Source organism: Pseudomonas sp. S10E 269, assembly GCF_002798465.1.
In the GTDB taxonomy this organism is placed as follows: Bacteria; Pseudomonadota; Gammaproteobacteria; order Pseudomonadales; family Pseudomonadaceae; genus Aquipseudomonas; species Aquipseudomonas pergaminensis.
Genome location: NZ_PHIJ01000001.1, coordinates 170,800 through 196,203 on the forward strand (window position 1 = coordinate 170,800; position 25,404 = coordinate 196,203).

Consider the following 25,404-nt stretch of genomic DNA (forward strand, 5'->3'; position numbering starts at 1 on the left):
CGCAGCCCCACCGCCCCATCAATGGCGCCAGGGTGATGGCTGGGAACATGTTTCGTGTTCGATCGAGGCGTTAAAACGCCCTGAATGTGAACCTGAAACATTTTCTTTCATATCCGGGTTAGGGATTTCTCATTCTCATCCGTCTTAATTTAGATACAGCCTGTCGCGTCAGCAAAAGCTACGACTGGCCTTTTCCGGGCCTCCACTGCCCCCCTCCGATCAAGACCCTCATTCACATGTCGAAGAAGTCACGCTCCAAACTCTGGTTTCTCGTACATAGCTGGCTGGCATTGCCCATCTGGTTCTTTGTACTGATCGTCTGCGTCACTGGCACCCTGGCGGTGGTCAGCCAGGAGATCGTCTGGCTGGCCAACCCGGATATCCGCGCGAGCAAGCCGACGGATGATGCCGAACCGCTGAGCTATGACCAGGTGATCGCCGCGATCAAGCGCGATGAACCGCAGGTGTTCGTCCAGTCGATCAGCCGCCCCGACGAATCCCATTTCGCCCTCAGCGTCGACCTCAGCTACCCCGACGGGCGCTCGGTAGAGGTCTACGTCAATCCCTATACCGGTGCGATCCAGGGCATCAGCCCGTCCTTCAACTTCCAGCAATTCACCCGCGCCCTGCACGGCTGGTGGCTGGTGCCATTCACCAATGGCTACAGCTGGGGCTGGTACCTGGTGTCGGCACTCGGCATCCCGCTGCTGGCGTCGCTGGTCACCGGGCTGGTGGTGTACAAGCGTTTCTGGAAGGGCTTCCTGCGGCCGACCCTGCGTATCCGCCACGGCGCACGGATTTTCTGGGGCGACTTCCACCGCTTGAGCGGGATCTGGTCGATCTGGTTCATCGCGGTGATCTCGGTCACCGGCATCTGGTTCCTGATCCGGGCGATCCTGGGCGACAACCAGATTTCGATTTCCACCGAACCGGTCATCCCGGTGATTGCGCGTGAGAAGGTGCCGATGTCGGCGCCCGGCGTGCCGGCCCCGATGATTCCGGTAGATGAGGCAATCAAGATCGCCACTCAGCGCATCCCCGGCCTGGAGGCGAGTTTCGTCAGCCTGCCGCTCAACGCCTACAGCCACCTGCAGATCGGCGGCCGGGGCTGGTACCCGCTGATGTTCCAGACCGCGCAGATCAACCCCTATGACGGTGAAGTCGCTGCGGCGCACTTGCTGTCCGACCGCTCGAAGCTGGAGTTCGTCACCGAGTCCATGCGCCCCCTGCACACCGGCGACTTTGGCGGGATATGGATCAAGCTGATCTGGGCATTCTTCGGCCTGATCATGAGCATGATGGTATTGAGCGGCCTGTTGATCTGGACCAAGCGCACCGCCCTGGCGACCCTCAATGCCCTCAAGCGCGAAGCCAAGACCCAAAAACAGCCGGCGTCCATCCCGGCCTTGCAGGCTGAAACTTCGGAGGCCAACTCATGAGCAAGGTCGCTGCCGTACCGCCATCGCCACTGCGGGCCTTCTGGCTGAAGTGGCGCTTTCATATCAATGTGCTGCTGTTGCTGGTGCCCCTGGGCTTCATGCCCAAGTACTTCGCCGACGCCGCGTTGTTTCGCGGTGACACCGGCATCGGCGAGCGCGTGGCCGGTGAAGTGCAGGTAGGCCCCTGGAGCCTGACCCTCGCGGAGTTTCGCAATGAAGGCCCGCGCCCGGACCCGGCCGGCCCGATGAAGTTTTTCAATGCCGCCCTGTGCGACACCTGCGCCAACCAGGTCAAGGCCACCTACCTGCGTATCGGCAAGCCTCGCAGCCTGCGCGCCGCCGGAGTGATCTTCTTCGGCACCCCATACCGCATGGGCGCCGGCCTGCCGATCCCGGAACGCACGCCAGCCGATGCCGAACTGTGGGTCACCATGGAAGGCTGGGACGGCAGCATGCACCAGGGTTCCATCCCGTTGAGCCAGGCCTCGCCTGCCACTATTGCCTGGCTGAACAAGCAAGGAGTTAAACCATGACTTTGATGCGCCTGACCCGTGCCTGCGGCGTTCTGTTGCTGAGCGCCGGCTTCAGTACTCTTGCCCTGGCCCACAACCCGATGTGCGAGTGCAAGGAAATCCCCGGCGAGCAGATCCAGTGCAAAGGCGGCTTCTCCGACGGCAGCGGCGCGCCCGGCGTGACCCTGGACGTGATCGGCTACGACGAAACCATCCTGATGCCCGGCAAGCTTGGCGAGGACTCGACCCTGACCTTCAAGAAGCCGTCCGCCGAGTTCTATGTACTGTTTGATGCGGGCCCAGGCCACGTGGTGGAAATCGACCAAGCGGATATCCAGCCGCAATGAGTACCACACAGGTTGTACGCCCCGCCGGTGCCGGCCACGAAACCCTCTATGTACTGTTGTTGTGCCTGATCATCCTTGCGGTGGCGGGTTCGGTGATCGCGCTGCACGGTGAATCCCAGGAAGTGGCGGCAATACCCAGCCACCAATTGGATGCCCGTCGCGACCTGAGCGCCGCCGAGCAAGGCATTTACGCTGACCTGCGGGTGACCCTGGATGAAATCCAGCTGTTGCAGCAGGAACAAAGCGCCCTGCCGAGCCCGGCGCAACTGGCCGAAGAAGGTTTCGCGCCATTTGCCCAGGACGCCAGCTCGGTCAGCCGGGGTGATCATCGTTGGCAGTTGCTGGAACCTTCGGCCTACCTGGGTTTGAGCCAGGCGCCTGCCACCAGCGGCTCGCTGTTGATGCGCGTGCACGGGGCCGAGCCGGATATCTGGCTCAATCGCCAAGCCAACCTCGCCGCTCCCTCCGACCTCACTGACCAGGCGCTGATCGCAACCGGCTGGCAGCAAGTGGTTGCGCAATTCGATGCCGGCGTCACCCGCCAGCACCGTCACTGAACGAGAAGACCGATTGCCCATGTCCATTTCATCTCCCCTGTTGCGCCTGTTGCTGGTTGGCCTGTTCAGCCTGATGCTCGCCCCGCTCGCCAATGCCGAGGCGAGTAAACGCCTGCGAATCGGCATCACCCTGCACCCTTATTACAGCTATGTGGCCAATATCGTCGGCGACAAGGCCGAGGTAGTGCCGCTGATTCCGGCCGGCTTCAACCCGCATGCCTACGAGCCACGCGCCGAAGACATCAAGCGCATCGGCACCCTGGACGTGATCGTGCTCAACGGGGTCGGCCATGATGATTTCGCCGACCGCATGATCGCCACCAGCGAACGCCCGGATATCCCGGTGATCGAGGCCAACGCCAACGTGCCGCTGCTGGCCGCCACCGGTAACGCCGCGCGCGGTGCGGGCAAGGTGGTCAACCCGCATACCTTCCTGTCGATCAGCGCGTCGATTGCCCAGGTCAATAACATCGCCCGCGAACTGGGCAAACTCGACCCGGACAACGCCAAGACCTACACCCAAAACGCCCGCGCCTACGGCAAGCGCCTGCGCCAGATGCGCGCCGATGCCCTGGCCAAGCTGACCAGCGCCCCCAACCCGGACCTGCGCGTGGCCACCGTGCACGCGGCTTATGACTACCTGTTGCGCGAATTCGGCCTGGAGGTCACTGCCGTGGTCGAGCCGGCCCACGGGATCGAGCCAAGCCCGAGCCAGTTGAAGAAAACCATCGATGAACTGCGGGCCCTGGACGTGAAGGTGATCTTCTCGGAAATGGATTTCCCGTCCACCTACGTCGACACCATCCAGCGTGAATCCGGGGTCAAGCTGTACCCGCTGTCGCACATTTCCTACGGCGAATACAGCGCCGAGAAGTACGAAGTGGAAATGACCGGCAACCTCAACACTGTGGTTCGGGCCATCCAGGAGTCGGGGGCATGACAGCAGCAGAGCAACTGAAGGCGGTCAGCGTCGGCCCGACCCTTGAGTTCGACAGGGTATCGCTGACCCTGGGTCGCACCGTGATCCTCGATAACGTCAGTTTCCAGGTACAGCCAGGCAGCATTCACGCACTGGTCGGCCCCAACGGCGGCGGCAAAAGCTCGCTGATCAAGACACTGCTGGGCCAGACACCTCATCAGGGACGGTTAAGCCTGCACTGGCCAGCCACGCCCGGCACCATTGGCTATGTGCCCCAGGCCCTGGAGTTCGACCGGGGGTTGCCGATGACCGTGGATGATTTCATGGCGGCCATGTGCCAACGGCGTCCGGCGTTTCTGGGCCTGTCCAAGCATTACGCCGGCGCGATTGGCGATGCGCTGGAGCGCGTCGGCATGCAAGACAAACGCAAGCGGCGCATGGGCGCGCTGTCCGGCGGTGAGCGCCAGCGTGTGTTGCTGGCCCAGGGACTGATCCCGGCGCCGCAGTTGCTGGTACTGGATGAACCCATGTCGGCCCTCGACGAAGCGGGCATCCAAGTGTTCGAACGACTGCTCAATGACTGGCGCCTAGCCGGGATCACCGTGCTGTGGATCGAGCATGACCTGGAAGCGGTGGGTCGCCTGGCCGACCGTGTGACCGGCCTGAACCGCCGCGTGCTGTTCGACGCTACGCCTAAAGAGGCGTTGACCCCGGACCGCCTGCTCACCCTGTTCTCCACTCACCCTCGGAGCCCGGCGCAATGAGTTATGAAGCCTTTCGCTTGATGGTCCAGGGCTGGGCCTCTTCCGGCTATTTGCCGGAGGCGCTGGCCTACGGTTTTGTGGTCAATGCCCTGCTCGCCGGTTTGCTGATCGGCCCGGTGCTGGGCGGCCTGGGTACGCTGGTGGTGGTCAAGCGCTTCGCGTTTTTCTCCGAAGCGGTCGGCCACGCGGCGCTGACGGGCGTGGCGGTGGGCATTCTGCTGGGCGAACCCTACACCGGTCCATACGGCGCCCTGTTCGGCTACTGCCTGCTGTTCGGCATCCTGCTCAACTACCTGCGCAACCGCACCGGCCTGGCGCCGGACACCTTGATCGGTGTGTTCCTGTCGGTGTCCCTGGCGCTGGGCGCAAGCCTGCTGCTGATCCTGGCGGGCAAGATCAACGTGCACATCCTCGAGAACGTGCTGTTTGGCTCGGTGTTGACGGTCAACGGCAACGACCTGCTGGTGCTGGCAGTGGTCGGTTCGCTGGTGATGGCCCTGGCGCTGCCGCTGTACAACCGCATCATGCTGGCCAGCTTCAACCCGCAATTGGCGGCGGTACGCGGTGTAGCGGTGAAGACCCTGGACTACCTGTTCGTGATTCTGGTGACGCTGATCACCGTCGCGGCGGTCAAGGTCATCGGCGCGATCCTGGTGGGTGCGCTGCTGGTGATTCCGGCCGCAGCGGCGCGCCTGCTGAGCCAATCGCTCAAGGGTTTCTTCTGGGTCTCGGTCGCGATTGCCACCGTCAGCACCCTGTGCGGGATCCTGCTGCCGATCATCTTCGACCTGCCCGTGCCGTCCGGTGCCGCCATCATCCTGGTCGCCGGTATCGCCTTCGCCCTGGCCGCCATCGCGCGCGGCACCGTGCCCAGCCTCAAAGGGAATCTTGGATAATGCGTTCCGTTCTTCATCCTCTGGCCCTGGCCATCGCCTGTTTATTCACCACGCCGTTGATGGCGGCAGATGCGGCCAAACCAGCTGCCCACGCGGCAAAGCCGGTCAAAGTGCTGGCCTCGTTGCCGATCACCTACGGCCTGGCTGAAGTGCTGCTCAAAGGCACCGACGTGCAGCTTGAACGCGCCGCGCCGGCCAATCTGCCCGGTTCGCGACAAGTGTCCTACTTCACCGGCCGTGGCGCCCCAGCCCTGAATAAGTTGGCGCTGGATGCCGACGCCGCCATTGGCCTGCGTTCGCTGTGGGCCGATGACCCGCTGTACCCGGTGGCGCGGCGCAGCAATATCCGCATCGTCGAAGTCGACGCCGCACGCCCGGTGGACGGCGGCTTGCCCGGCATCGCGGTGCAGCCGGGAGTCACCGATGGCCTGAATAGCCAGCCCTGGCAGTCGAGCAACAATATGGGGCGCATGGCCGACGTGCTGGCCGCCGACCTGAGCCGCCTGGCCCCCACTGCCAAGCCAAAGATCGATGCCAACCTCGCCGCCCTCAAGCAGCGCCTGCTCAAACTCACCGCCGACAGCGAAGCGCGACTGGCCAAGGTGGATAACCTGAGCGTGGTCAGCCTGAGCGATCATTTCGCGTACTTGATCAGCAGTTTGAACCTGGAAGTGCTGAGTACCGATGCGCGGCCGGACGCTGACTGGACGCGTGAGGCATTGCAGAAACTCAGTGCCGAGTTGAAGGACAATGAGGTAGCGGTGGTGCTGCATCATCGTCAGCCGAGTGAGGCGGTCAAGGAGGCGGTGAGCGCCGGGGGCTCGAAACTGCTGGTGTTGAATGTGGACGGTGCGGAGCCGGTGACAGAGTTGGAGACTAATGTGGACGAGGTGATCAAGGCGCTGATGCCGTAGCCATGTTTCTGAGACCGGTCGGCCTGGCAGCCGACCATTCCCCAACTGCTGCCCCGCGATCCAAATGTGGAAGCTGGCTTGCCTGCGAAGGCGGTCCCACTGCCGACCATTCTCCAACTGCTGCCCCGCAATCCAAATGTGGGAGCTGGCTTGCCTGCGAAGGCGGTCTCACTGCCGACCATTCTCCAACTGCTGCCCCGCGATCCAAATGTGGGAGCTGGCTTGCCTGCGAAGGCGGCCTCACTGCCGACCACTCTCCAACTGCTGCCCCGCGATCCAAATGTGGGAGCTGGCTTGCCTGCGAAGGCGGCCTCACTGCCGACCACTCTCCAACTGCTGCCCCCCGATCCAAATGTGGGAACTGGCTTGCCTGCGAAGGCGGCCTCGAACTGCTGCCCCGCAATCCAAATGTGGGAGCTGGCTTGCCTGCGAAGGCGGCCTCACTGCCGACCATTCTCCAACTGCTGCCCCGCAATCCAAATGTGGGAGCTGGCTTGCCTGCGAAGGCGGCCTCACTGCCGACCATTCTCCAACTGCTGCCCCGCAATCCAAATGTGGGAGCTGGCTTGCCTGCGAAGGCGGCCTCACTGCCGACCATTCTCCAACTGCTGCCCCGCAATCCAAATGTGGGAGCTGGCTCCTACACTGCGATCGCTCACCGCTGAATATCAGATCACATCCACGCCAACGTGGATGGCATCATGCCGCCAGAACTCCAGGTCGCAGTCAATCAAACGCTGGTGCTGGTCATAGTTGACCCGGGCGATCCGCAAGCCTGGGCTGCCCACTGAGACGCGCAACGCGGCGGCAGCTTCCACTGGCAGTGATGTCGGCACGATTTCAAAGCGCACGCGCCCGTAGTGGAGGTCGTACTTGCGCGCATACAGTTCAGTCATCGACTGATTCAAATCGCAGTCCAGAATCCCCGGGAAATACTGCGGGTTCAGGTAGTGCTCCACATACAAGACCAAACGCCCATCGATCCGTCGGCCCCGGCAGATCTGGATCACGCTGGACAGCGCCGGCAATTGCAACCAGGCGCACACCGCTGCCGACGCCGGTTGCAGCCGCGCGGAGATCACTTCGGTGGACGCCACCCGCCCCTGGTCGCTGACCATGGCGTGAAAGTGGCTGCGTTGCATCAGGTTGTAGGCCAGCCGTGGCGGCGAGACAAACCAGCCGCGCCGCTCCTCGCGATAGATCTGGCCCTGGGCCTCCAGTTGTAACAAGGCTTCCCGTACCGTAATCCGAGTGGTACCAAACAACTCGCTGAGCTTGCGCTCGGCGGGCAGTTTGCTGGCAGGCGGCAGCAGGCCATGGTCGATCTGCTCTTGCAGCGCCAGGCCGATGGATGTCACCGCCTTGATTGCCTCATCACGCATCAACGTTACCTATCTGGACTAGACCAGCACCGACAAGGTGCACAAACCGCTCCGTAAATGGGCTTGCACGGTTGCCTGCCAGCCTAGGCATTACAGATGACCGACAGATGACAGTCCGTGTGCATCCCCATAGCACACCCTGCAATACATCGGCCAAGTCCCAGCCCTGCGGGCACTTGAGCATGGTCTACGCTAACTCTGCGACTAGCGACATCAGCGATTTAAAAACGACATCGACATGAAACTGTCATCCATCGAGCCTAGATTGGCTCAGGTATTGCTGACCTAGACCAACACCACCGCAAACGTCGACAAAAACGCAGCGTTGAAAACGCCCAAAGGAGCTTCGGATGAAACAGCTTTTCCTGGCATCACTGTTAGGCTCGACCATTGCCATGTGCACCGCCGCCATGGCCGCTGATACCGATCTAAAAACTCTTGAAGCCGCCGCGAAAGCGGAAGGCGCCGTCAACAGCGTCGGCATGCCCGATGACTGGGCCAACTGGAAAGGCACTTGGGAAGACCTCGCCAAGACCTACGGCCTCAAGCACATCGACACCGACATGAGCTCGGCCCAGGAAATCGCCAAGTTCAAGGCCGAGAAAGACAACGCCAGCGCCGACATCGGCGACGTAGGCGCAGCGTTCGGTCCGATTGCGGTGAAGCAGGAAGTCACCCAGCCGTACAAACCGTCCACCTGGGCCCAGGTCCCGGATTGGGCTAAAGACAAGGACGGTCACTGGGCATTGGCCTACACCGGCACCATCGCGTTTATCGTCAACAAGAAGCTGCTGCACGGTTCTGAAGTGCCCACCAGCTGGGCTGACCTGCAGAGCGGCAAGTACAAGGTCTCGATTGGTGACGTAAGCACCGCGGCACAAGCGGCCAACGGTGTACTGGCAGCCGCCATCGCCAATAAAGGCGACGAAAAGAACATCGCCCCCGGCCTGCAGTTCTTCACCAAGATCGCCCAGCAAGGCCGTCTCTCGCTGTCCAACCCGACCATCGCCACCATGGAAAAAGGCGAAGTCGAAGTGGGCGTGGTCTGGGACTTCAACGGCCTGAGCTACAAGGCCAAGATGGCCAACCCGGATGACTACGTGGTGCTGATCCCGTCGGACGGTTCGGTGAAATCCGGCTACACCACCATCATCAACAAATACGCCAAGCACCCGAACGCCGCCAAGTTGACACGCGAATACATCTTCAGCGACGCCGGCCAACTGAACCTGGCGAAAGGCAATGCACGTCCGATCCGTGCCGAAACCGACCTGAAACTGCCGGCTGAAATCGCCAAGAACCTGATCCCCGGCGAGCAGTACACCAAGGCCAACCCGCAGCCGATCAAGGATGCCGATGCCTGGGAAGCCACGTCCAAAAAGCTGCCACAGCTGTGGAATGAACAGGTCATCGTAGAAATGAAGTAATCGAAGCAAACCTCTGTAGGAGCCGGCTTGCCGGCTCCTACCGATCTGATGCCCCCTGATCCAAGCCCATCTGTTGCGGAGCGCCAGCCCCCATGAAGCACACTGTCATCCTTGTCGTGCTCGACGGCCTGAACTTCGAGGTTGCCCGACACGCCATGGGGCACTTGCAGGCCTATGTCGGCGCAGGACGCGCAGCCCTCTACAAGCTGGAATGTGAACTGCCCGCCCTGTCCCGCCCGCTGTATGAATGCATCCTGACCGGCGTACCGCCGATCCAGAGTGGCATCGTCCACAACAACGTCTCGCGCCTGTCCAACCAGCGCAGCATTTTCCATTACGCCACCGACGCCGGCCTTACCACGGCGGCGGCGGCCTATCACTGGGTCAGCGAGTTGTATAACCGCACGCCCTTTCTCGCCGCCCGCGACCGTCACACCGACGACAAGGCGTTGGCGATCCAGCACGGGCATTTCTACTGGAATGACCACTACCCGGATTCCCACCTGTTTGCCGACGCCGAAAGCCTGCGCCTCAGACACGCGCCTGACTTCCTGGTGGTGCACCCGATGAACATCGATGACGCCGGCCACAAGCACGGCCTCGATACCGCGCACTATCGCAACAGCGCACGGGTGGCCGACATCGTCCTGGCCGACTACCTGCAAGGCTGGCTCGATGCCGGTTACCAGGTGCTGGTAACCGCTGACCACGGCATGAACAACGACCGCTCCCACAACGGCCTGCTGCCGGAAGAACGCGAAGTGCCGCTATTCGTGCTCGGCGACGCGTTCAGCCTGGACCCCAGCGCCGCGCCGAAACAGACCGAGCTGTGTGGCACCGTCTGCGAACTGCTGGGCGTGCCCCACGACAAACCTGTCTGCCGGGAGCTGTTGAAATGATCCGTGGCAAATGGCTGGCGCTGCTCTGCCTGGTGCCCTTCGCACTGTTCTTTATCGTGTTCGAAATTGCCCCGCTGGTGTGGGTACTGATCAACAGCCTGCAAACCGAAGAAGCTGGCTGGGGCCTGGAAAACTTCACGCGTATCTTCAGCTCGAAGTTCTACCTGCAAGCGATCCAGTTCAGCCTTGAGATCAGTTTCTACTCAAGCATCTTCGGCATCATCATTGCCGTGCTGGGCAGTTACTCGTTGCGCCGGGTGGATTCGCCGTTGCGCAACTTCGTGACGGCCTTTGCCAACATGACCAGCAACTTTTCCGGTGTGCCCCTGGCTTTCGCGTTCATCATCCTGCTGGGGTTCAACGGCAGCATCACCCTCATGCTCAAGCAGGCGGGGATCATTCAGGACTTCAACCTGTACTCCAAGACCGGGTTGATCATCCTCTATACCTACTTCCAGATTCCATTGGGTGTGCTGCTGCTTTACCCGGCCTTCGATGCATTGCGCGAAGACTGGCGTGAGTCAGCGTCCCTGCTGGGCGCTAGCGGCTGGCAGTTCTGGCGGCATATCGGCCTGCCGGTGCTGACCCCTGCCCTGCTCGGCACCTTCGTGATCCTGCTGGCCAATGCCCTCGGCGCGTATGCCACGGTCTACGCCTTGACCACCGGCAACTTCAACGTACTGCCGATTCGCATCGCGGGGCTGGTCTCCGGCGATGTGTCCCTCGACCCGAACCTGGCCAGTGCCCTGGCCGTGGTGCTGGTGGTGCTGATGACCGTGGTCACCGTGGTCCATCAACTGCTGCTCAAGAGGAGCTACCATGTCTCGCGCTGAAGCCGGCCCGGCCTCCCTCTACCACCGCGTGGTGGTGTACCTGTTGTTTGCGATCCTGGTGTTGCCGCTGATCGGCACCTTCGTCTACTCCATCGCCAGCAGTTGGTCGGCGACGATCCTGCCCGCCGGTTTCACGGTGAAATGGTACGTACAGCTGTGGAGCGACCCGCGTTTCCTGATGGCCTTCGGGCAATCGTTGCTGGTGTGCGTGGGCGCACTGGTGCTGTCGGTGGTGCTGATTTTGCCGCTGCTGTTCGTGGTGCATTATCACTTTCCCAAGCTTGATGCGCTGATGAACATCCTGATCCTGCTGCCTTTCGCGGTGCCACCCGTGGTGTCGTCGGTGGGTTTGCTGCAGCTGTATGGCTCCGGGCCGATGGCGATGGTGGGCACGCCGTGGATCTTGATCGGCTGCTACTTCACCGTCGCGCTGCCGTTCATGTACCGGGCGATCACCAACAACCTGCAGGCGATCAACCTGCGCGACCTGATGGACGCCTCCCAACTGCTCGGTGCCAGCACCTGGCAGGCGGCGATCCTGGTGGTGCTGCCCAACCTGCGCAAAGGCCTGATGGTAGCGCTGTTGTTGTCTTTCTCTTTCCTGTTCGGTGAGTTCGTGTTCGCCAACATCCTGGTGGGCACCCGCTACGAAACCCTGCAGGTCTACCTGAACAACATGCGCAACAGCAGCGGCCATTTCACCAGTGCCGTCGTGATTTCCTATTTCTTCTTTGTGCTGGTGCTGACCTGGGCCGCCAATATCTTGAACAAGGACAAAAGCCAATGAGCTTCGTCAGCGTCCAACACCTGCAAAAAGGCTACGCCGGCACCCCGGTGTTCAGTGACATCAACTGCGAGATCGCCAAGGGCGAGTTCGTCACCCTGCTCGGCCCGTCCGGTTGCGGCAAGTCCACGCTGTTGCGTTGCATCGCCGGGCTGACCTCGGTGGACAGTGGCAAAATCCTCCTTGATGGCCAGGACATCGTCCCGCTGAGCCCGCAGAAACGCCATATCGGCATGGTGTTCCAGAGCTATGCACTGTTCCCCAACATGACCGTGGAACAGAACGTTGCCTTCGGCCTGCGCATGCAAAAGGTCAACGCCGACGACAGCCACAAGCGCGTGCAAGAAGTGCTGCAATTGGTCGAGCTCAAGGACCTGGCGGGCCGCTACCCGCACCAGATGTCCGGCGGCCAGTGCCAGCGCGTGGCCCTTGCCCGCTCGCTGGTCACCCGCCCGCGCCTGTTGTTGCTGGATGAGCCGCTGTCGGCGCTGGATGCACGCATTCGCAAGCACCTGCGCGAACAGATCCGCCAGATCCAGCGAGAATTGGGGCTGACCACCATCTTCGTCACCCATGACCAGGAAGAAGCCCTGACCATGTCCGACCGGATCTTCCTGATGAACCAGGGCAAGATCGTGCAGAGCGGCGATGCCGAAACCCTCTATACCGCGCCTGTCGATGTGTTCGCCGCCGGCTTCATCGGCAACTACAACTTGCTGGACGCCGACAAGGCCACCCAGTTGCTGCAACGCCCGATCAACAGCCGCATCGCCATTCGCCCGGAGGCCATCGAACTGAGCCGCGACGGCGAACTGGACGCCCTGGTGCGCAGCCACAGCCTGTTGGGCAACGTGATCCGCTACCGCATCGAAGCACGCGGCGTGGAGCTGGTGGTGGATGTGCTCAACCGCTCGGCCGACGACCTGCACCCGGACGGACAACGCCTGGCACTTTCCATCGACCCAAGCGCCCTGTGTGAAGTAGCCTGATGCAACGTTTTATTTGAGAGAGCATGACGGATGGCATTGGTAATTTTTGATCTGGACGACACCCTCATCCACGGCGACTGCGCCACCCTGTGGAGCGAGCAGATGGGCCGCCTGGGCTGGGTCGACCCCGAGTCGTTCATGCGCAAGAACAACGAGCTGATGGACGCCTACAGCCAGGGCAAGCTACGCATGGAAGACTTCATGGACTTCAGCCTGGAGCCGATGATCGGCCGCACGCCGGAAGAAATCGAGCACTTGGTGGAGCCCTGGGTCGAGGACGTGATCGAGCCTCTGATCTACAGCGACGCCACCAAGACCATCGCGCGCCATCGCGCCAATGGCGACCGGATCCTGGTGATCTCAGCGTCGGGCACGCACCTGGTCACGCCGATTGCGGCGCGGATCGGCATTGATGAAGTGTTGGGGATTGAACTGGACGTCAGCCATGGCGTGTACAGCGGGCGTACCGCGGGTGTACTGACGTACCGTGAAGGCAAGATCACGCGTCTGCTGGCGTGGTTGGAACAGGAAGGTGAAACGCTGGAAGGCGCGTATTTCTATTCGGACTCACGCAATGATCTGCCGTTGCTGCTGAAGGTGGATCATCCGCAGGTGGTGAACCCGGACCCGGTACTGCGCGAACACGCCGAAAAAGCTGGCTGGCCAATCCATCACTGGACCTGAAACCGACTTCACTGATTTGAAATGCGATCAAATGTGGGAGCGGGCTTGCTCGCGAAGGCGGTGTGTCAGATGAAACATTCTTCACAGATACACCGCCTTCGCGAGCAAGCCCGCTCCCACATTTGGACTGCATTCCAAATTGAGATCAGTTCAAGGCCTCATCTATCACCAACACCAACTTCCCGGAAATCTGGTTGGTCGCCAGCTCGGCAAACGCCGCCTCGGCATCCTTGATCGGGAAGGTCTTGGCCAGTTGCGGGCTCAGCCGCCCTTCGACAAACAGCGGCCATACATGCTGGCTCAAGTCGCTGAACAGGTCCGCCTTGAACTGATCACTGCGGCTGCGCAAGGTCGAGCCTAGTAGCTGGATACGCTTGCCCAGCACCTGGGCCAGGTCCAGTTGCGCGTCGCGACCGCCCATCAATCCGATCAATACCCAGCGCCCATCGAGGGCCAGCAGCTTGAGGTCCAGTGCTGCATAGTTGCCACCGACCGGGTCGAGGATCACATCGAACGGCCCGAAATCCCGCAGCCCTTCGAGCCCGTCGGTCCGTACCACACCGCCCTGGGCGCCGAGTTCCTCGCAGTAGGCCAGGCGTTCCGCCGAGCCGACGCTGACCCAGCACGGGCTGCCAAACGCCTTGCACAGCTGGATCGCCGCCGAGCCCACGCCGCTGGCGCCGGCATGCAACAGCACTTTCTCACCCGGCTTGAGGCCCGCCAGTTGGAACAGATTGAGCCACGCCGTGCTGTACACCTCAGGCAGCGCCGCCGCTTCAATCAGCGACAAACCTTCCGGCGCGGGCAGCACGTGGCGCGCATCCACCACCACTTCTTCGGCCATGCCGCCACCGGCGAGCAGTGCGCAGACGCGGTCGCCGACTTGCCAGGATGAGCCCGCCCCCACTTCGCTGATCACCCCGGAACACTCCAGGCCCAGTACGTGACTGGCGCCTGGTGGTGGTGGATAAAGCCCTGCACGCTGTAATAAATCGGCGCGATTGAGGCCCGCTGCCGCCACGCGAATGCGAACTTGCCCTACATCGCAGGTAGGACTGGGTTCTTCCAACCACTCCACATGACCGTCAACGCCTTGCAATGCTTTCACAGTGCCTCCATAGTGAGTCTGGACTGAGCCCGTAGCTGTATCGCCGGGCTTTTTGCATTATGCGACCGGACCATATGGAACCGGCTCCCTCAAAGACGGCCTAATATGCGTTATCAATTGCCCCCGCGTCGAATCAGCATGAAGCATTTGTTCCCCAGCACCGCCCTCGCTCTTTTCATTGGTCTCGGCTTCGCGTCGATGTCGACCAATACGTTCGCAGCCAACAGCTGGGACAACCTTCAGCCGGATCGCGATGAGGTGATTGCCAGCCTTAACGTCGTCGAGTTGCTCAAGCGCCATCACTACAGCAAGCCGCCGCTAGACGACGCGCGCTCGGTGATCATCTACGACAGCTACCTCAAGCTGCTGGATCCGTCGCGCAGCTACTTCCTGGCCAGCGATATCGCCGAGTTCGACAAATGGAAGACGCAGTTCGACGACTTCCTCAAGAGCGGCGACCTGCAGCCCGCCTTCACTATCTACAAGCGTTACCTGGACCGCGTCAAAGCGCGTCTGGACTTCGCCCTGGGTGAGCTGGACAAAGGCGTCGACAAGCTCGACTTCACCCAGAAGGAAACCCTTCTGGTGGACCGCAAGGACGCGCCTTGGCTGACCAGCACCGCCGCCCTCGACGACCTGTGGCGCAAACGCGTCAAGGACGAAGTGCTGCGCCTGAAGATCGCCGGCAAAGAGCCGAAGGCCATCCAGGAGCTGTTGACCAAGCGCTACAAGAATCAACTCGCGCGTCTGGATCAGACCCGTGCCGAAGATATCTTCCAGGCCTACATCAACACCTTCGCGATGTCCTACGACCCGCACACCAATTATCTGTCGCCAGATAACGCGGAAAATTTTGATATCAACATGAGTCTGTCGCTGGAAGGCATCGGTGCCGTCCTGCAAAGCGACAACGACCAGGTCAAGATTGTGCGCCTGGTGCCGGCAGGGCCGGCGGACAAGACCAAGCAGGTCGCCCCGGCCGACAAGATCATCGGTGTTGCCCAAGGCGACAAAGAGATGGTCGACGTGGTCGGCTGGCGCCTGGACGAAGTGGTCAAGCTGATCCGCGGGCCGAAAGGCAGCGTGGTGCGCCTGGAAGTGATTCCGCACACCAATGCGCCAAACGACCAGACCAGCAAGATCGTGTCCATCACCCGTGAAGCGGTGAAGCTCGAAGACCAGGCTGTGCAGAAGAAAGTCCTCAACCTCAAGCAGGATGGCAAGGACTACAAGCTGGGCGTGATTGAAATCCCGGCCTTCTACCTGGACTTCAAGGCCTTCCGTGCTGGCGATCCGGACTACAAGTCCACCACCCGCGACGTGAAAAAAATTCTCACTGAGCTGCAGAAGGAAAAAGTCGACGGCGTGGTCATCGACTTGCGCAACAACGGCGGCGGCTCCCTGCAGGAAGCCACCGAGCTGACCAGCCTGTTTATCGACAAGGGCCCGACCGTATTGGTACGCAACGCAGACGGCCGTGTCGACGTGCTCGAAGACGAGAACCCGGGTGCGTTCTACAAAGGCCCGATGGCATTGCTGGTCAACCGCCTCTCGGCGTCGGCCTCGGAGATCTTCGCCGGCGCCATGCAGGACTACCACCGCGCACTGATCATCGGCGGCCAGACCTTCGGCAAAGGCACCGTGCAGACCATCCAGCCGCTGAACCACGGCGAGCTGAAACTGACGCTGGCCAAGTTCTACCGGGTTTCCGGGCAGAGCACCCAGCATCAGGGCGTACTGCCGGACATCGATTTCCCGTCGATCATCGACACCAAGGAAATCGGCGAAAGTGCCCTGCCGGAAGCCATGCCGTGGGACACCATCCGCCCTGCGATCAAGCCGGCGTCGGATCCGTTCAAACCATTCCTGGCGCAGTTGAAGGCTGACCACGATACCCGCTCCGCCAAGGATGCCGAGTTCGTGTTCATCCGCGACAAGCTGGCCCTGGCCAAGAAGCTGATGGAAGAAAAAACCGTCAGCCTCAATGAGGTGGACCGCCGTGCGCAGCACTCCGACATCGAGAACAAGCAACTTGTACTGGAAAACATCCGCCGCAAGGCCAAGGGTGAGGATCCACTCAAGGAACTGAAGAAAGAAGACGAAGATGCACTGCCGGCCGAGGCTGACAAAACCAAGCCGGAAGATGATGCCTACCTGGCCGAGACAGGCCGGATCCTGCTGGACTACCTGAAGATCACCAAGCAGGTGGCCAAGCAGTAAATGATGGCGATTTAATGTGAACGCTCCTTGGAGTGTCATCATATAGACATCATTCTGTCGTGAAATGAAGGACCGCAGGTTTCAAGCCTGCGGTCCTTTTTTTTCGATCGAGATCGCCATGACCATGACCGAACAGCTGAATGCATTGGGCTCAATCCTGGCTCAAGGCAGTTTGCACAGCCTGTTCCAACCGATCATCTGCCTGTCTGAACGGCGCATTCTCGGCTACGAAGCCCTCAGCCGTGGCCCCTCCAACAGCCCGCTGCACTCCCCCGTCGCCCTGTTCTCGGTGGCCGGCCATGCCGGGCGCCTCAGCGAACTGGAAATGGCCTGTCGAGAAAGCGCCTGTCGACGCTTCAGCGAACAGAAGCTGCCGGGCAAGCTGTTCCTGAACATTTCGCCGGAATCCTTGATGGAAACCGCGCACCAACCGGGACGCACACTGCAACTGCTGCGCGACTTCGGCATTCCCCCCAGTCAAGTCGTGATCGAACTCACCGAACAAACGCCGACCGATGACTTCGACTTGCTGCAAACCGCCCTGCATCATTACCGTGACATGGGGTTTGCCATCGCACTCGATGACCTGGGCGCCGGGTATTCCAGCCTGCGACTGTGGTCGGAGCTGCGCCCGGATTACGTGAAGATCGACCGGCACTTTATCGATGGCATCCATCAGGACGCGCTCAAGCGCGAGTTCGTCGGCTCCATCCTGCAGATCGCCAAGGCTTCGCGTGCCCAGGTGATTGCCGAAGGCATTGAGTTGCCCGAGGAATTGGCGGTACTGACGGAGATGGGCGTAGACCTGGTCCAGGGCTACCTGCTCTGCCGACCGCAGGAGCAACCGCCACAGGAAGCACGCTTGATGCTGCCCAAGCCCGACAGCACCAACGTGGCGCTGAATGATGAAGGCAGTGACCTCAGCGCCCTGCTCAGCGAACAACCGGCGATGGACCAGGACACCGCCACCGCCCAGGTGCTCGAAGCGTTCCGGCGCCAGGCCAACCTCAACTCCCTGGCGGTCCTGGATGGGCGTGGGCACCCGATCGGTATCGTGCACCGGCACTTGTTGTCGGACGCGCTGCTCAAGCCGTTCGCCACCGACCTGTTTGCGCGCAAGCCCATCAGCCGCTTGATGAGCACCGACTTCCTGGCGGTGGAGCTGAGCCAGTCCCTGCAACAGGTCAGCCGCTTGCTCACCAGCCGCGCGCGGCAACGTATCGAAGAAGATTTCATCATCACCCTCAATGGCGACTACTTGGGCCTTGGGCGGGTGATCGATGTGCTCAAGCTGATCACTGAACTGAAGATTCAACAGGCGCGCTACGCCAACCCGCTGACCCTGCTGCCGGGCAATGTGCCGATCCAGCAATGCCTGACTCGCCTGCTGCAACAACAGCGGGAGTCGGTGATCTGCTACGTGGATATCGACAGTTTCAAGCCGTTCAATGACATCTACGGCTATGGGCGTGGGGATGAGGTGTTGTTGTGCCTGGCGCAATGCCTGAACGACCGCGTCGATCCCAGCCGCGACTTTGTCGGGCATATCGGTGGCGATGACTTTTTACTGGTGCTCGGCCCGCAGGATTGGCGCAAGCGCCTCAACCAGCTGCTGGACGACTTCCACACCCAATGCCGACGCTTCTACCGCGCCGAGCACCTGGATGCTGGCTGTTTCGTGGCGCTGAACCGCCAGGGCGTGCGCCAGGAGTTTGCGCTGCTGTCGCTGTCCATCGGCGTGGTGCATTTGTATCCACAGGCCTGTGGACAACTCGATGCCAGCCAGTTGGCGGAACTGGCCTCGCAAGCCAAACACCATGCAAAGGACATGGCCGGCTACAGCATCCATGTGATCGACAGCATGGACGCGCTAGCCCAGGCGCTTTAGGCCTCGGCGGATTCCGGGTACTCGTATTCGAACACCCGCACCACTTCCGATGCATGCCAGGAGGCAGCGGCCACGCCATCCGACGGCCCACTGAAACGCCCCAGGCGCTCCACGCATTCAAAAAAACCGGTACGCGGCAAGCGGCTGGCCCCCTGGCTGATCACCAGCGAGCTGCGCAACGGCTGCTCGGCCTTGGCGTCCAGAGCCGCCAGGTGCTCCAGGGCGGCAGCCAGGGTTTGCATGGCCGGTGTGGGAAATTGCAGGCGCTCCAGCAGCGCACGGTAAGTCAGCAGATGGCGCTGGCGGCGCGCCTGGTCCAGTTCGTTGAGTAACCCATCCCAGTGTTGACGGCTGATACGTAGGCTCAAGATTCATCCCTCCAACCTGCAACGCCCAATTCCCAGGCCAGGCTGCGGCGGATCGCGGCATCCGGCTGGCGCTCACCACTTTCAATCAATCCAAGATATGACGGGCTGATACCCACGGTACGCGCCAGGGTCTCGATCGCCAGGCCCTTGGCTTCGCGCAAGCCGCGCAGGTCTGCGAGCGGGCGCAGGTCCTGGTCGGGGACGGCTTGGGCAGTCGATGCAGACGGAAGTAGCGTTGGTTGTAGCTGACCGGCAGCTTTTAGCAGCGCCTGGTACTGGTCCCATGGCAACACCGCGTATTCGGGTTCGCCATTGCGTGAAATTATCTGAATATCCATGACTGCCCCGTAGGATAACTGCACTTACTTAGTAAGCTCTTTCCTTAGGAGTGTAATCCTAACAGCCACAAAGGTCGCAGGGGGATAGCCACGTCATGGGTTTTTTTGCGGGTTTTCCTTGGCCAGCAGCGCTGGCGTGGCAGGCAGGCGCTCAACCACGGCGAGCTTCTCCGGGCGTTGGGCGTCACGCCAGGTGCGAAAGGCGCTCAGTTCGCCTTCCAGGGTCTTCATGACCCATGCCAGCACGGCAATGTCATCGAGCATGCCGAACATCGGGATAAAGTCCGGGATCGCATCAATCGGGCTCAGGAAATACATCAGCCCCGCCACCACCGAGATCAGCGCCTTGGGGCTGATCGACCGGTATTCGCCGCGCCAGTAGGCCAGGCACAGGGCTTGGAGCAACTTGAGATCATCCTTGAGCTTGCCCAGCCGGTTGCCCTGGCTCGAGCCTTTGGCGGCGACCGCGAACAACAGCGTCGGCAAGCGCCCGCGACCCAGGAGGCGTGCGGCCATGGGCAGGAAACGGGTGAAATTGAAGGGTGGTTTCATGGGTCACTCCAGTTCCAGGCGACATAAAAGGTTATCCACACAAATTGTGGATAACCTTGTGAACAGAGCCTATTTTCTGGCCTGAAAGCCACGTAGTACAAGGCTTGCAGTCAGATCGGGCGTTTTTTGCGCACATAAAAAAAACCCAAGATTTCATTGACTTGGCATTGATGTGCGGCTACCCGTACTCGAGTCTTATATCAGACTGTTACCTGCCACAGACGTTCGTTTGGATCTGCACTGGCTTCAATGTGGGAGCTGGCTTGCCTGCGACTGCGGCGTTTTGTCATAGAGGGCTGGCTGATCCACCGCTATCGCAGGCAAGCCAGCTCCTCCCAGAAACAACAACGCCCCGTCGAGACGGGGCGTTGTGTGTTCAGGCGCCGATTACTTCTTGGCGGCAGGTGCAGCAGGCGCTTCAGCCTTGGCTGGGTCCTTGATGGCCAGCAGCTCCAGGTCGAAAACCAGCACGGAGTTGGCTGGAATCGCCGGGCTCGGGCTCTGTGCGCCGTAGGCCAGGTCGGAAGGAATGTACAACTCGACCTTCTCGCCCACGTGCATCAGTTGCAGGCCTTCGACCCAACCCGGGATCACGCCGCTGACCGGCAGGTCAATCGGGCTACCGCGATCCACGGAGCTGTCAAAGGTAGTGCCGTTGGTGAGTTTGCCGGTGTAGTGCACAGTCACCACGTCAGTCGGCTTAGGCTGAGGGCCGTCGGCTTTCTTGACGATCTTGTACTGCAGACCGGAAGCGGTGGTGACGACGCCGTCTTTCTTGGCGTTGTCTTCGAGGAATTTCTTGCCGGCGGCTGCCGACTCTTCGCTCATTTTGGTCATGCGTTCTTCAGCACGCTTTTGCAGTGCGGCGAACGCTTCAACCAGTTCGTCGTCTTTGAGCTTCTGCTCTTTCTTGCCGACAGCATCTTCGATGCCTTGGGCTACTGCTTTGGAGTCCAGGTCATCCATGCCTTCTTGGGCAAGGCTCTTGCCCATGTTCAGGCCGATGCCGTAGGAAGCTTTCTGCGCCGGGGTTTTCAGCTCTACGCTGGTCTGCGAATCACAACCCGCAAGTACCAGGCTAACCAGGGCCACCGCCGCCGCCAACCGATGCTGTTTCATGCTATTTCCTTGTTCATGCGCCAAAAGGGCATTCGAATAAAGTCGCGAGCTTATCAGGCGGCCACGACCAATGGCTACCGGCATGTGAGCAGGAAACTTCTGATAAGTTCACGTGTTTAAAAGCATTTTCATTCATGATGTAGGCCCGCGACGGATCGCGGACCGCCTGTTCCCAGGCTCATGGCCACTTGCCGCACCCGTGGCGTGGTGGCATAACAGCGCTACACCTCGACAAGGCCGAGACAAGGATAGCCATCTTGCGCATTTTTTCCCGTGTTTTACTCCTGATACTCACTGTGCTGGGCATCGTCCTGGCTGTGGTGCTCTACTACACCGTCAACCCCAAGCTGCCGGACTACACGCCCGTGGAGCAGGTCCACTACCAGGACCAATGGAGTGCCGCCGACCGCCAGACCTATTACTTCACGCCCCAGGGCACCCAAGTGAAAGGCCTGCACTACGATTGGTTCACCGCCCTGGAACTGCCGTTTTCCGAGCGACGCTTCGCCGCGCCGGAGTACCTGGCGCGCTTCGGTTTCCTGGTCGACCCCAAACAAGTGCCCACCACGCAAAACCCTGGCAACCTGCCCGTGGGTTTCGCCCGGCATAAAAACCCCGGCAGTAACGTCGACTACCTGGACATCACCTGCGCCGCCTGCCATACCGGCGAACTACGTTTCAAAGGCCAGGCCCTGCGCATCGACGGCGGCTCGGCCCAGCACGTGCTGCCCTCCAGCGTCCCGACCCTGCGCGGCGGCAGTTTTGGCCAGGCCCTGGTCGCCAGCCTTGCCGCCACCTATTACAACCCGTGGAAGTTCGAGCGCTTCGCTCGCCACGTGCTGGGGGATCGCTATGACGCAGAGCACACACAACTGCGCCAGGACTTCAAGCAGTCGCTGAACCAATTCCTTAAGGTGGCCTGGAACGATACCCACCGTGGCCTCTACCCCACCGAAGAAGGCCCTGGCCGCACCGACGCCTTTGGCCGTATCGCCAATGCCAGTTTTGGCGATGCCATTTCCCCGGACAATTATCGCGTCGCCAATGCCCCCGTGGACTACCCGCACTTGTGGGATATCTGGACCTTCGACTGGGTGCAATGGAACGGCTCGGCCCAGCAGCCCATGGCACGCAACATTGGTGAAGCCTTGGGTGTGGGCGCGACGCTGACCTTTTTCGACGCCGCCGGCCAGCCGCTCCAGGGCGATGCGCGTTACCCGTCCAGTGTTCGGGTGCGCGACCTCAACCTGATCGAAGAAACCCTGCAACGCCTCAAGCCACCGACCTGGCCCGAGGACCTGTTCGGCGCCATCGACAAGCCCCTCGCCGCCCAAGGCCGCGCGCTGTTTGCCGAAAACTGCGCCGGCTGCCACGTGCCCAGCGTCACCCAGGAAAATGGCCGCCCGGTGCAGGCCCTCAAAATGCTGCCCGTGGACTACATCGGCACCGACCCCGGCACCGCCAGCAACATTGCCGACCAACGCTACGACCTCAGCGCCCTGCAATGGGACCCGGCGGAACTGGCCAGGCTCAACGTCGAGTTGCACCCCACCCCGACCGAGCCGCTGGACCTGAAAAAGATGTCCGTGGCCAAGGGCCTCGCCTACGTCACAGCCTTCGTCGAAGAGCACGCCTACCGCGCCGCCGGCGTGACCCCGGCCGAGCGCCCGCGCCTGGACGGTTACGGCCTGCCCATCGGCGTACGCGAGTTGCGCGCCTACAAGGCACGGCCGCTGGCTGGCGTGTGGGCCACCCCGCCGTTCCTGCATAACGGCTCGGTGCCGACGATCTACCAGTTGCTCTCGCCCCAGGACGAGCGCAGCACCAGCTTCTATAAAGGCACGTTCAACTACGACCCGCGTCATCTCGGCTTCGAGACCGAGGCGTTCAAGAATGCCTTCCTGTTCGACACCCGGATCACCGGCAACCACAACAGCGGCCACGAATTCCGTGCTGGCGCTCGTGGCAACGGCGTCATCGGCCGTGGCCTGCTGCCGCAGGAGCGCTGGGCGCTACTGGAATACCTCAAAGTGCTGGGCGGCCCGCTGGAGCAACAACTGCCATGATGATTCGATCCCGATACGACCAACCCTCCCTGCTTGCCCGCCTCTGGCTGCGCATCGGCGCGTTCCTGGGCAAGACCTTGCTGTGGCTGGTGGGCCTCGGCCTGCTTGGCTGGCTAGCCGCTAGCGCCTGGTACGCCTGGCAGCACAGCGGCCCGGTGTCGCCGAACGAGCAGATTCCGCCCGGCGAGGCCGCCATGACCCAGGGCATCATCCAGACGGCGGTGCGCATCGTTGACCAACACCGCGAAGGCACACGCTACCTGCGCGATGCCCACGCCAAGGCCCATGGCTGCGTGAAGGCCGAAGTCGGCGTGCTGGCCGATCTCGACCCGGCATTGCGCCAGGGTGTGTTCGCCGAGCCGGGCAAGACCTGGCAGGCGCTGATACGGCTGTCCAACGGCAACGCCTATCCGCAGTTCGACAGCATTCGTGATGCACGGGGCATGGCCCTCAAGCTGCTGGACGTGCCGGGCAAGCAACTGCTGGCCGACCAGCAGACACGCACGGAACAGGACTTCGTGATGTTCAGCCACCCGAACTTCTTTGTCAGTGATGTGGCGGAATACGCACAGAACATCGGCGCCCAGGCGGATGGCAAAAAAGTGCTGGCGTTCTTCCCCAAAGTCGACCCGCGCAGCTGGCAAGTGCGCCACTTGTTCATCGCCCTGGCCACCTTGGCGCCGGCCCCGGCCAGCCCGACGCAGACCACGTACTTTTCGGTCTCGCCCTACAAGTTTGGCGCGGCCAACGCCAAGTTCCGCGTGGCCCCCGACCCACAGAGTTGCCCGGAATACGCACTGCCCAAACAGAATCAGGACCTGCCGAATTTCCTGCGCAGTGCCTTGAGCCAGCAGTTGTCTACCGATCGCGTGCCGGCGTGTTTCGTGCTGCAGATCCAGCGGCAGAACCCGCAGAAGTTCATGCCTATCGAAGACACCAGCATCGAGTGGAAGGAAAGCGACGCGCCGTATGAGACGGTGGCCAAGGTGCGGATCCCGGCGCAGGACTTCGATACCCCCGAGCAGAACCTGGCGTGCGACAACCAGTCGTTCAACCCCTGGTTCGGCGTAGCAGAGCATCGCCCCATCGGCGGCATCAACCGCTTGCGCAAGGCGGTGTATGAAGCGGTCAGCGATTACCGCCACAGCCGCAACGCCCCGTAAAAAGTGCGTAACAATAGGCCCGCCCGCATAAGGATTGCGTCGGGTCTATTGAGCCGCTTTCTCCCCGCCTCTACCGTGAAGACCTACTCCATCACCTGTAGGAAACCACCGTGGAAAGCTCAACCCTCGGCATGCTCGTACTCACCCTGATTGCAGTGTTCGGCACCGCGTCTTTTTGTTTCGAGCACTTGGCGACGCGTCAGACCCGCAAGAAAAAAACCGGCCAACGTTGACCTTCAGCCAGATCACTCGACCTCGGCAGCCTTGGCCAGTAACCATTGACGAAAACTGCGCGCAGCCGACGGCGGGTTGCGGTGGTGTGGTTGCATCAGATGCAGGCGGCCCCGGCTGTGCATGGTGTGAGGCAAGGCCATTTGCAGGCGCCCGGACGCCAGATCGTCTTCCAGCAGACTCTTCCAGCCCAGGGCAACGCCGTGCCCCATCACCGCCGATTGCATCAACAGTTGATAGCTGTTGGTACGCAATGCATGGCGCGGGGTGTAGTAGTCGGCGCCGGCGTCGGCGAACCAGTCGGTCCAGGTCAGCCAGTCATGGTAGTGGTCCTCGACGATCAACAAGGTGTGAGCGTGCAACAAGTGGTGCAGATCGCGAATCGGGCCGTGGCGTTCAATGTAGCCGGGGCTGCACACGGTGATGACCTGCTCGCTGTCGAACACCGGCGACAACTCCAGGCCAAGGGGCGCGGCCAGTTCATCCAGGTGATAGAACAGGCCCAGGTCATATTCGCTGACGTCCAGGTGGCTGGGGCTTTCGCTGCACAGGATGCGGATGTCCAGGTCCGGGTGCTCGCGCTGGAACTGCGGTAACAGGCCGGCGAGCCAGATCGAACTGATGGTGGGCGTGCTGGCCAGGGTCAGTTGGCGGTCGGCGCCACGCCGGCGCAACTCGGCAGACTCACGGTCGAGCTCACGCAACAGACGCTGGATGGTGCGGAAATATCGGACCCCGGCGGGTGTCAGGCTCAGGCCCTGGGCCAGCCGGTAAAACAGCGGGCGGGCCAGGTCTTCTTCGAGGCGCTTGACCTGGCGGCTGACCGCACTCTGGGTCAGGTTCAGCTCATGGGCCGCCTGGGTAAAGCTCAAATGGCGGGCAGCCGCCTCGAAGGTCTGCAGGCAGTTGAGGGGCGGAAGATCGACGTTTCGGCGCGACATGAGCAGGTCCATTGGCAGTCACGGGCCTGGGTTTGCCCAGGCCCGCAGAGATCACGTTGGCAGG

At 61.5% G+C, this 25,404-nt stretch carries 26 protein-coding genes; 19 read left to right on the forward strand and 7 right to left on the reverse strand.

What is annotated here, in order from left to right; genetic code table 11:
• Positions 1–236: 236 nt before the first annotated feature.
• Genes CWC48_RS00825 through CWC48_RS00860 form a run of 8 tightly spaced genes read left to right on the forward strand, consistent with a single transcriptional unit; the run spans position 237 to position 6,348 of the window.
• Positions 237–1,439, forward strand: a complete 1,203-nt coding sequence (locus CWC48_RS00825; protein WP_099493842.1) for a PepSY domain-containing protein — start codon at positions 237–239, stop codon at positions 1,437–1,439.
• On the forward strand, positions 1,436–1,972 hold the full coding sequence (locus CWC48_RS00830; RefSeq protein ID WP_078047705.1) for a thiamine pyrophosphate-binding protein: 537 nt from the start codon (positions 1,436–1,438) through the stop codon (positions 1,970–1,972). Before CWC48_RS00825 ends, CWC48_RS00830 begins: the two co-directional genes overlap by 4 nt.
• Positions 1,969–2,298, forward strand: a complete 330-nt coding sequence (locus tag CWC48_RS00835) for a hypothetical protein (protein ID WP_078047704.1) — start codon at positions 1,969–1,971, stop codon at positions 2,296–2,298. Before CWC48_RS00830 ends, CWC48_RS00835 begins: the two co-directional genes overlap by 4 nt.
• Complete coding sequence (locus CWC48_RS00840; RefSeq protein WP_100491154.1) at positions 2,295–2,855, forward strand: DUF6162 family protein; 561 nt, start codon at positions 2,295–2,297, stop codon at positions 2,853–2,855. The genes CWC48_RS00835 and CWC48_RS00840 overlap by 4 nt, the downstream gene beginning before the upstream one ends.
• A gap of 19 nt (positions 2,856–2,874) precedes the next feature.
• A complete protein-coding gene (locus CWC48_RS00845; RefSeq protein WP_078047702.1) occupies positions 2,875–3,795 on the forward strand; it encodes a metal ABC transporter substrate-binding protein in 921 nt (306 codons plus the stop codon).
• Positions 3,792–4,538, forward strand: coding sequence for a metal ABC transporter ATP-binding protein (locus CWC48_RS00850; RefSeq protein ID WP_099493843.1), 747 nt, complete (start codon positions 3,792–3,794; stop codon positions 4,536–4,538). The genes CWC48_RS00845 and CWC48_RS00850 overlap by 4 nt, the downstream gene beginning before the upstream one ends.
• On the forward strand, positions 4,535–5,434 hold the full coding sequence (locus CWC48_RS00855; RefSeq protein ID WP_010211603.1) for a metal ABC transporter permease: 900 nt from the start codon (positions 4,535–4,537) through the stop codon (positions 5,432–5,434). The genes CWC48_RS00850 and CWC48_RS00855 overlap by 4 nt, the downstream gene beginning before the upstream one ends.
• The gene (locus tag CWC48_RS00860) at positions 5,434–6,348 is read left to right on the forward strand and encodes a metal ABC transporter solute-binding protein, Zn/Mn family (protein ID WP_100491155.1); all 915 of its coding nucleotides are present in this window, start codon (positions 5,434–5,436) and stop codon (positions 6,346–6,348) included. Before CWC48_RS00855 ends, CWC48_RS00860 begins: the two co-directional genes overlap by 1 nt.
• A gap of 668 nt (positions 6,349–7,016) precedes the next feature.
• On the opposite strand, the gene CWC48_RS00865 is transcribed toward CWC48_RS00860, so the two are convergent.
• Positions 7,017–7,730 (reverse strand): UTRA domain-containing protein, encoded by a 714-nt coding sequence (locus CWC48_RS00865; protein ID WP_078047699.1) that lies wholly within the window; start codon positions 7,728–7,730, stop codon positions 7,017–7,019.
• 350 nt (positions 7,731–8,080) lie between these two features.
• Here CWC48_RS00865 and CWC48_RS00870 point away from each other — a divergent pair, with 350 nt between their 5' ends.
• The 6 genes from CWC48_RS00870 (at position 8,081) to CWC48_RS00895 (ending at position 13,346) form a co-directional block, all read left to right on the forward strand.
• The gene (locus CWC48_RS00870; protein ID WP_078047698.1) at positions 8,081–9,157 is read left to right on the forward strand and encodes an ABC transporter substrate-binding protein; all 1,077 of its coding nucleotides are present in this window, start codon (positions 8,081–8,083) and stop codon (positions 9,155–9,157) included.
• Between the two features lie 92 nt (positions 9,158–9,249).
• Entirely contained in the window at positions 9,250–10,056 is an 807-nt protein-coding gene (locus CWC48_RS00875; RefSeq protein WP_078047697.1) for an alkaline phosphatase family protein, read from the forward strand.
• Complete coding sequence (locus CWC48_RS00880) at positions 10,053–10,889, forward strand: ABC transporter permease subunit (RefSeq protein ID WP_099493845.1); 837 nt, start codon at positions 10,053–10,055, stop codon at positions 10,887–10,889. Before CWC48_RS00875 ends, CWC48_RS00880 begins: the two co-directional genes overlap by 4 nt.
• Entirely contained in the window at positions 10,876–11,676 is an 801-nt protein-coding gene (locus CWC48_RS00885; protein WP_025859118.1) for an ABC transporter permease, read from the forward strand. The genes CWC48_RS00880 and CWC48_RS00885 overlap by 14 nt, the downstream gene beginning before the upstream one ends.
• On the forward strand, positions 11,673–12,662 hold the full coding sequence (locus tag CWC48_RS00890) for an ABC transporter ATP-binding protein (RefSeq protein ID WP_016980251.1): 990 nt from the start codon (positions 11,673–11,675) through the stop codon (positions 12,660–12,662). The genes CWC48_RS00885 and CWC48_RS00890 overlap by 4 nt, the downstream gene beginning before the upstream one ends.
• A 30-nt stretch (positions 12,663–12,692) precedes the next feature.
• Entirely contained in the window at positions 12,693–13,346 is a 654-nt protein-coding gene (locus tag CWC48_RS00895; protein WP_100491156.1) for an HAD family phosphatase, read from the forward strand.
• Between the two features lie 145 nt (positions 13,347–13,491).
• Here the strand turns inward: CWC48_RS00895 and CWC48_RS00900 are convergent, their stop codons facing one another.
• Positions 13,492–14,454: a zinc-binding dehydrogenase gene (locus tag CWC48_RS00900; protein WP_100491157.1), complete on the reverse strand. Its 963-nt coding sequence runs from the start codon at positions 14,452–14,454 to the stop codon at positions 13,492–13,494.
• A gap of 138 nt (positions 14,455–14,592) precedes the next feature.
• Here CWC48_RS00900 and CWC48_RS00905 point away from each other — a divergent pair, with 138 nt between their 5' ends.
• Positions 14,593–16,674 (forward strand): carboxy terminal-processing peptidase, encoded by a 2,082-nt coding sequence (locus CWC48_RS00905; protein ID WP_177075644.1) that lies wholly within the window; start codon positions 14,593–14,595, stop codon positions 16,672–16,674.
• Between the two features lie 118 nt (positions 16,675–16,792).
• Positions 16,793–18,562: a bifunctional diguanylate cyclase/phosphodiesterase gene (locus CWC48_RS00910; protein ID WP_100492489.1), complete on the forward strand. Its 1,770-nt coding sequence runs from the start codon at positions 16,793–16,795 to the stop codon at positions 18,560–18,562.
• On the opposite strand, the gene CWC48_RS00915 is transcribed toward CWC48_RS00910, so the two are convergent.
• The 4 genes from CWC48_RS00915 to CWC48_RS00930 form a co-directional block, all read right to left on the reverse strand.
• The gene (locus CWC48_RS00915; RefSeq protein WP_005786715.1) at positions 18,559–18,930 is read right to left on the reverse strand and encodes a hypothetical protein; all 372 of its coding nucleotides are present in this window, start codon (positions 18,928–18,930) and stop codon (positions 18,559–18,561) included. The two genes, CWC48_RS00910 and CWC48_RS00915, sit on opposite strands and share 4 nt — an antisense overlap.
• Positions 18,927–19,268, reverse strand: coding sequence for a helix-turn-helix transcriptional regulator (locus CWC48_RS00920; protein ID WP_078047693.1), 342 nt, complete (start codon positions 19,266–19,268; stop codon positions 18,927–18,929). Before CWC48_RS00920 ends, CWC48_RS00915 begins: the two co-directional genes overlap by 4 nt.
• 93 nt (positions 19,269–19,361) lie before the next feature.
• Positions 19,362–19,820, reverse strand: a complete 459-nt coding sequence (locus CWC48_RS00925) for a YkvA family protein (protein WP_078047692.1) — start codon at positions 19,818–19,820, stop codon at positions 19,362–19,364.
• Between the two features lie 387 nt (positions 19,821–20,207).
• Positions 20,208–20,939: an FKBP-type peptidyl-prolyl cis-trans isomerase gene (locus CWC48_RS00930; RefSeq protein WP_078047691.1), complete on the reverse strand. Its 732-nt coding sequence runs from the start codon at positions 20,937–20,939 to the stop codon at positions 20,208–20,210.
• Between the two features lie 257 nt (positions 20,940–21,196).
• On the opposite strand from CWC48_RS00930, the gene CWC48_RS00935 reads away from it, so the two are divergent.
• From CWC48_RS00935 to CWC48_RS30485, 3 genes are all read left to right on the forward strand, one after another.
• Complete coding sequence (locus tag CWC48_RS00935; RefSeq protein ID WP_100491158.1) at positions 21,197–23,005, forward strand: di-heme-cytochrome C peroxidase; 1,809 nt, start codon at positions 21,197–21,199, stop codon at positions 23,003–23,005.
• Positions 23,002–24,168 (forward strand): catalase family protein, encoded by a 1,167-nt coding sequence (locus CWC48_RS00940; RefSeq protein ID WP_100491159.1) that lies wholly within the window; start codon positions 23,002–23,004, stop codon positions 24,166–24,168. Before CWC48_RS00935 ends, CWC48_RS00940 begins: the two co-directional genes overlap by 4 nt.
• Positions 24,169–24,278: 110 nt before the next feature.
• Positions 24,279–24,401 carry a hypothetical protein gene (locus tag CWC48_RS30485; RefSeq protein ID WP_256572963.1) on the forward strand — a complete coding sequence of 41 codons (123 nt, stop codon included), beginning with the start codon at positions 24,279–24,281 and terminating at the stop codon, positions 24,399–24,401.
• Positions 24,402–24,413: 12 nt separating this feature from the next.
• On the opposite strand, the gene CWC48_RS00945 is transcribed toward CWC48_RS30485, so the two are convergent.
• Positions 24,414–25,340, reverse strand: coding sequence for a LysR substrate-binding domain-containing protein (locus CWC48_RS00945; protein ID WP_078047688.1), 927 nt, complete (start codon positions 25,338–25,340; stop codon positions 24,414–24,416).
• Positions 25,341–25,404 lie beyond the last annotated feature (64 nt).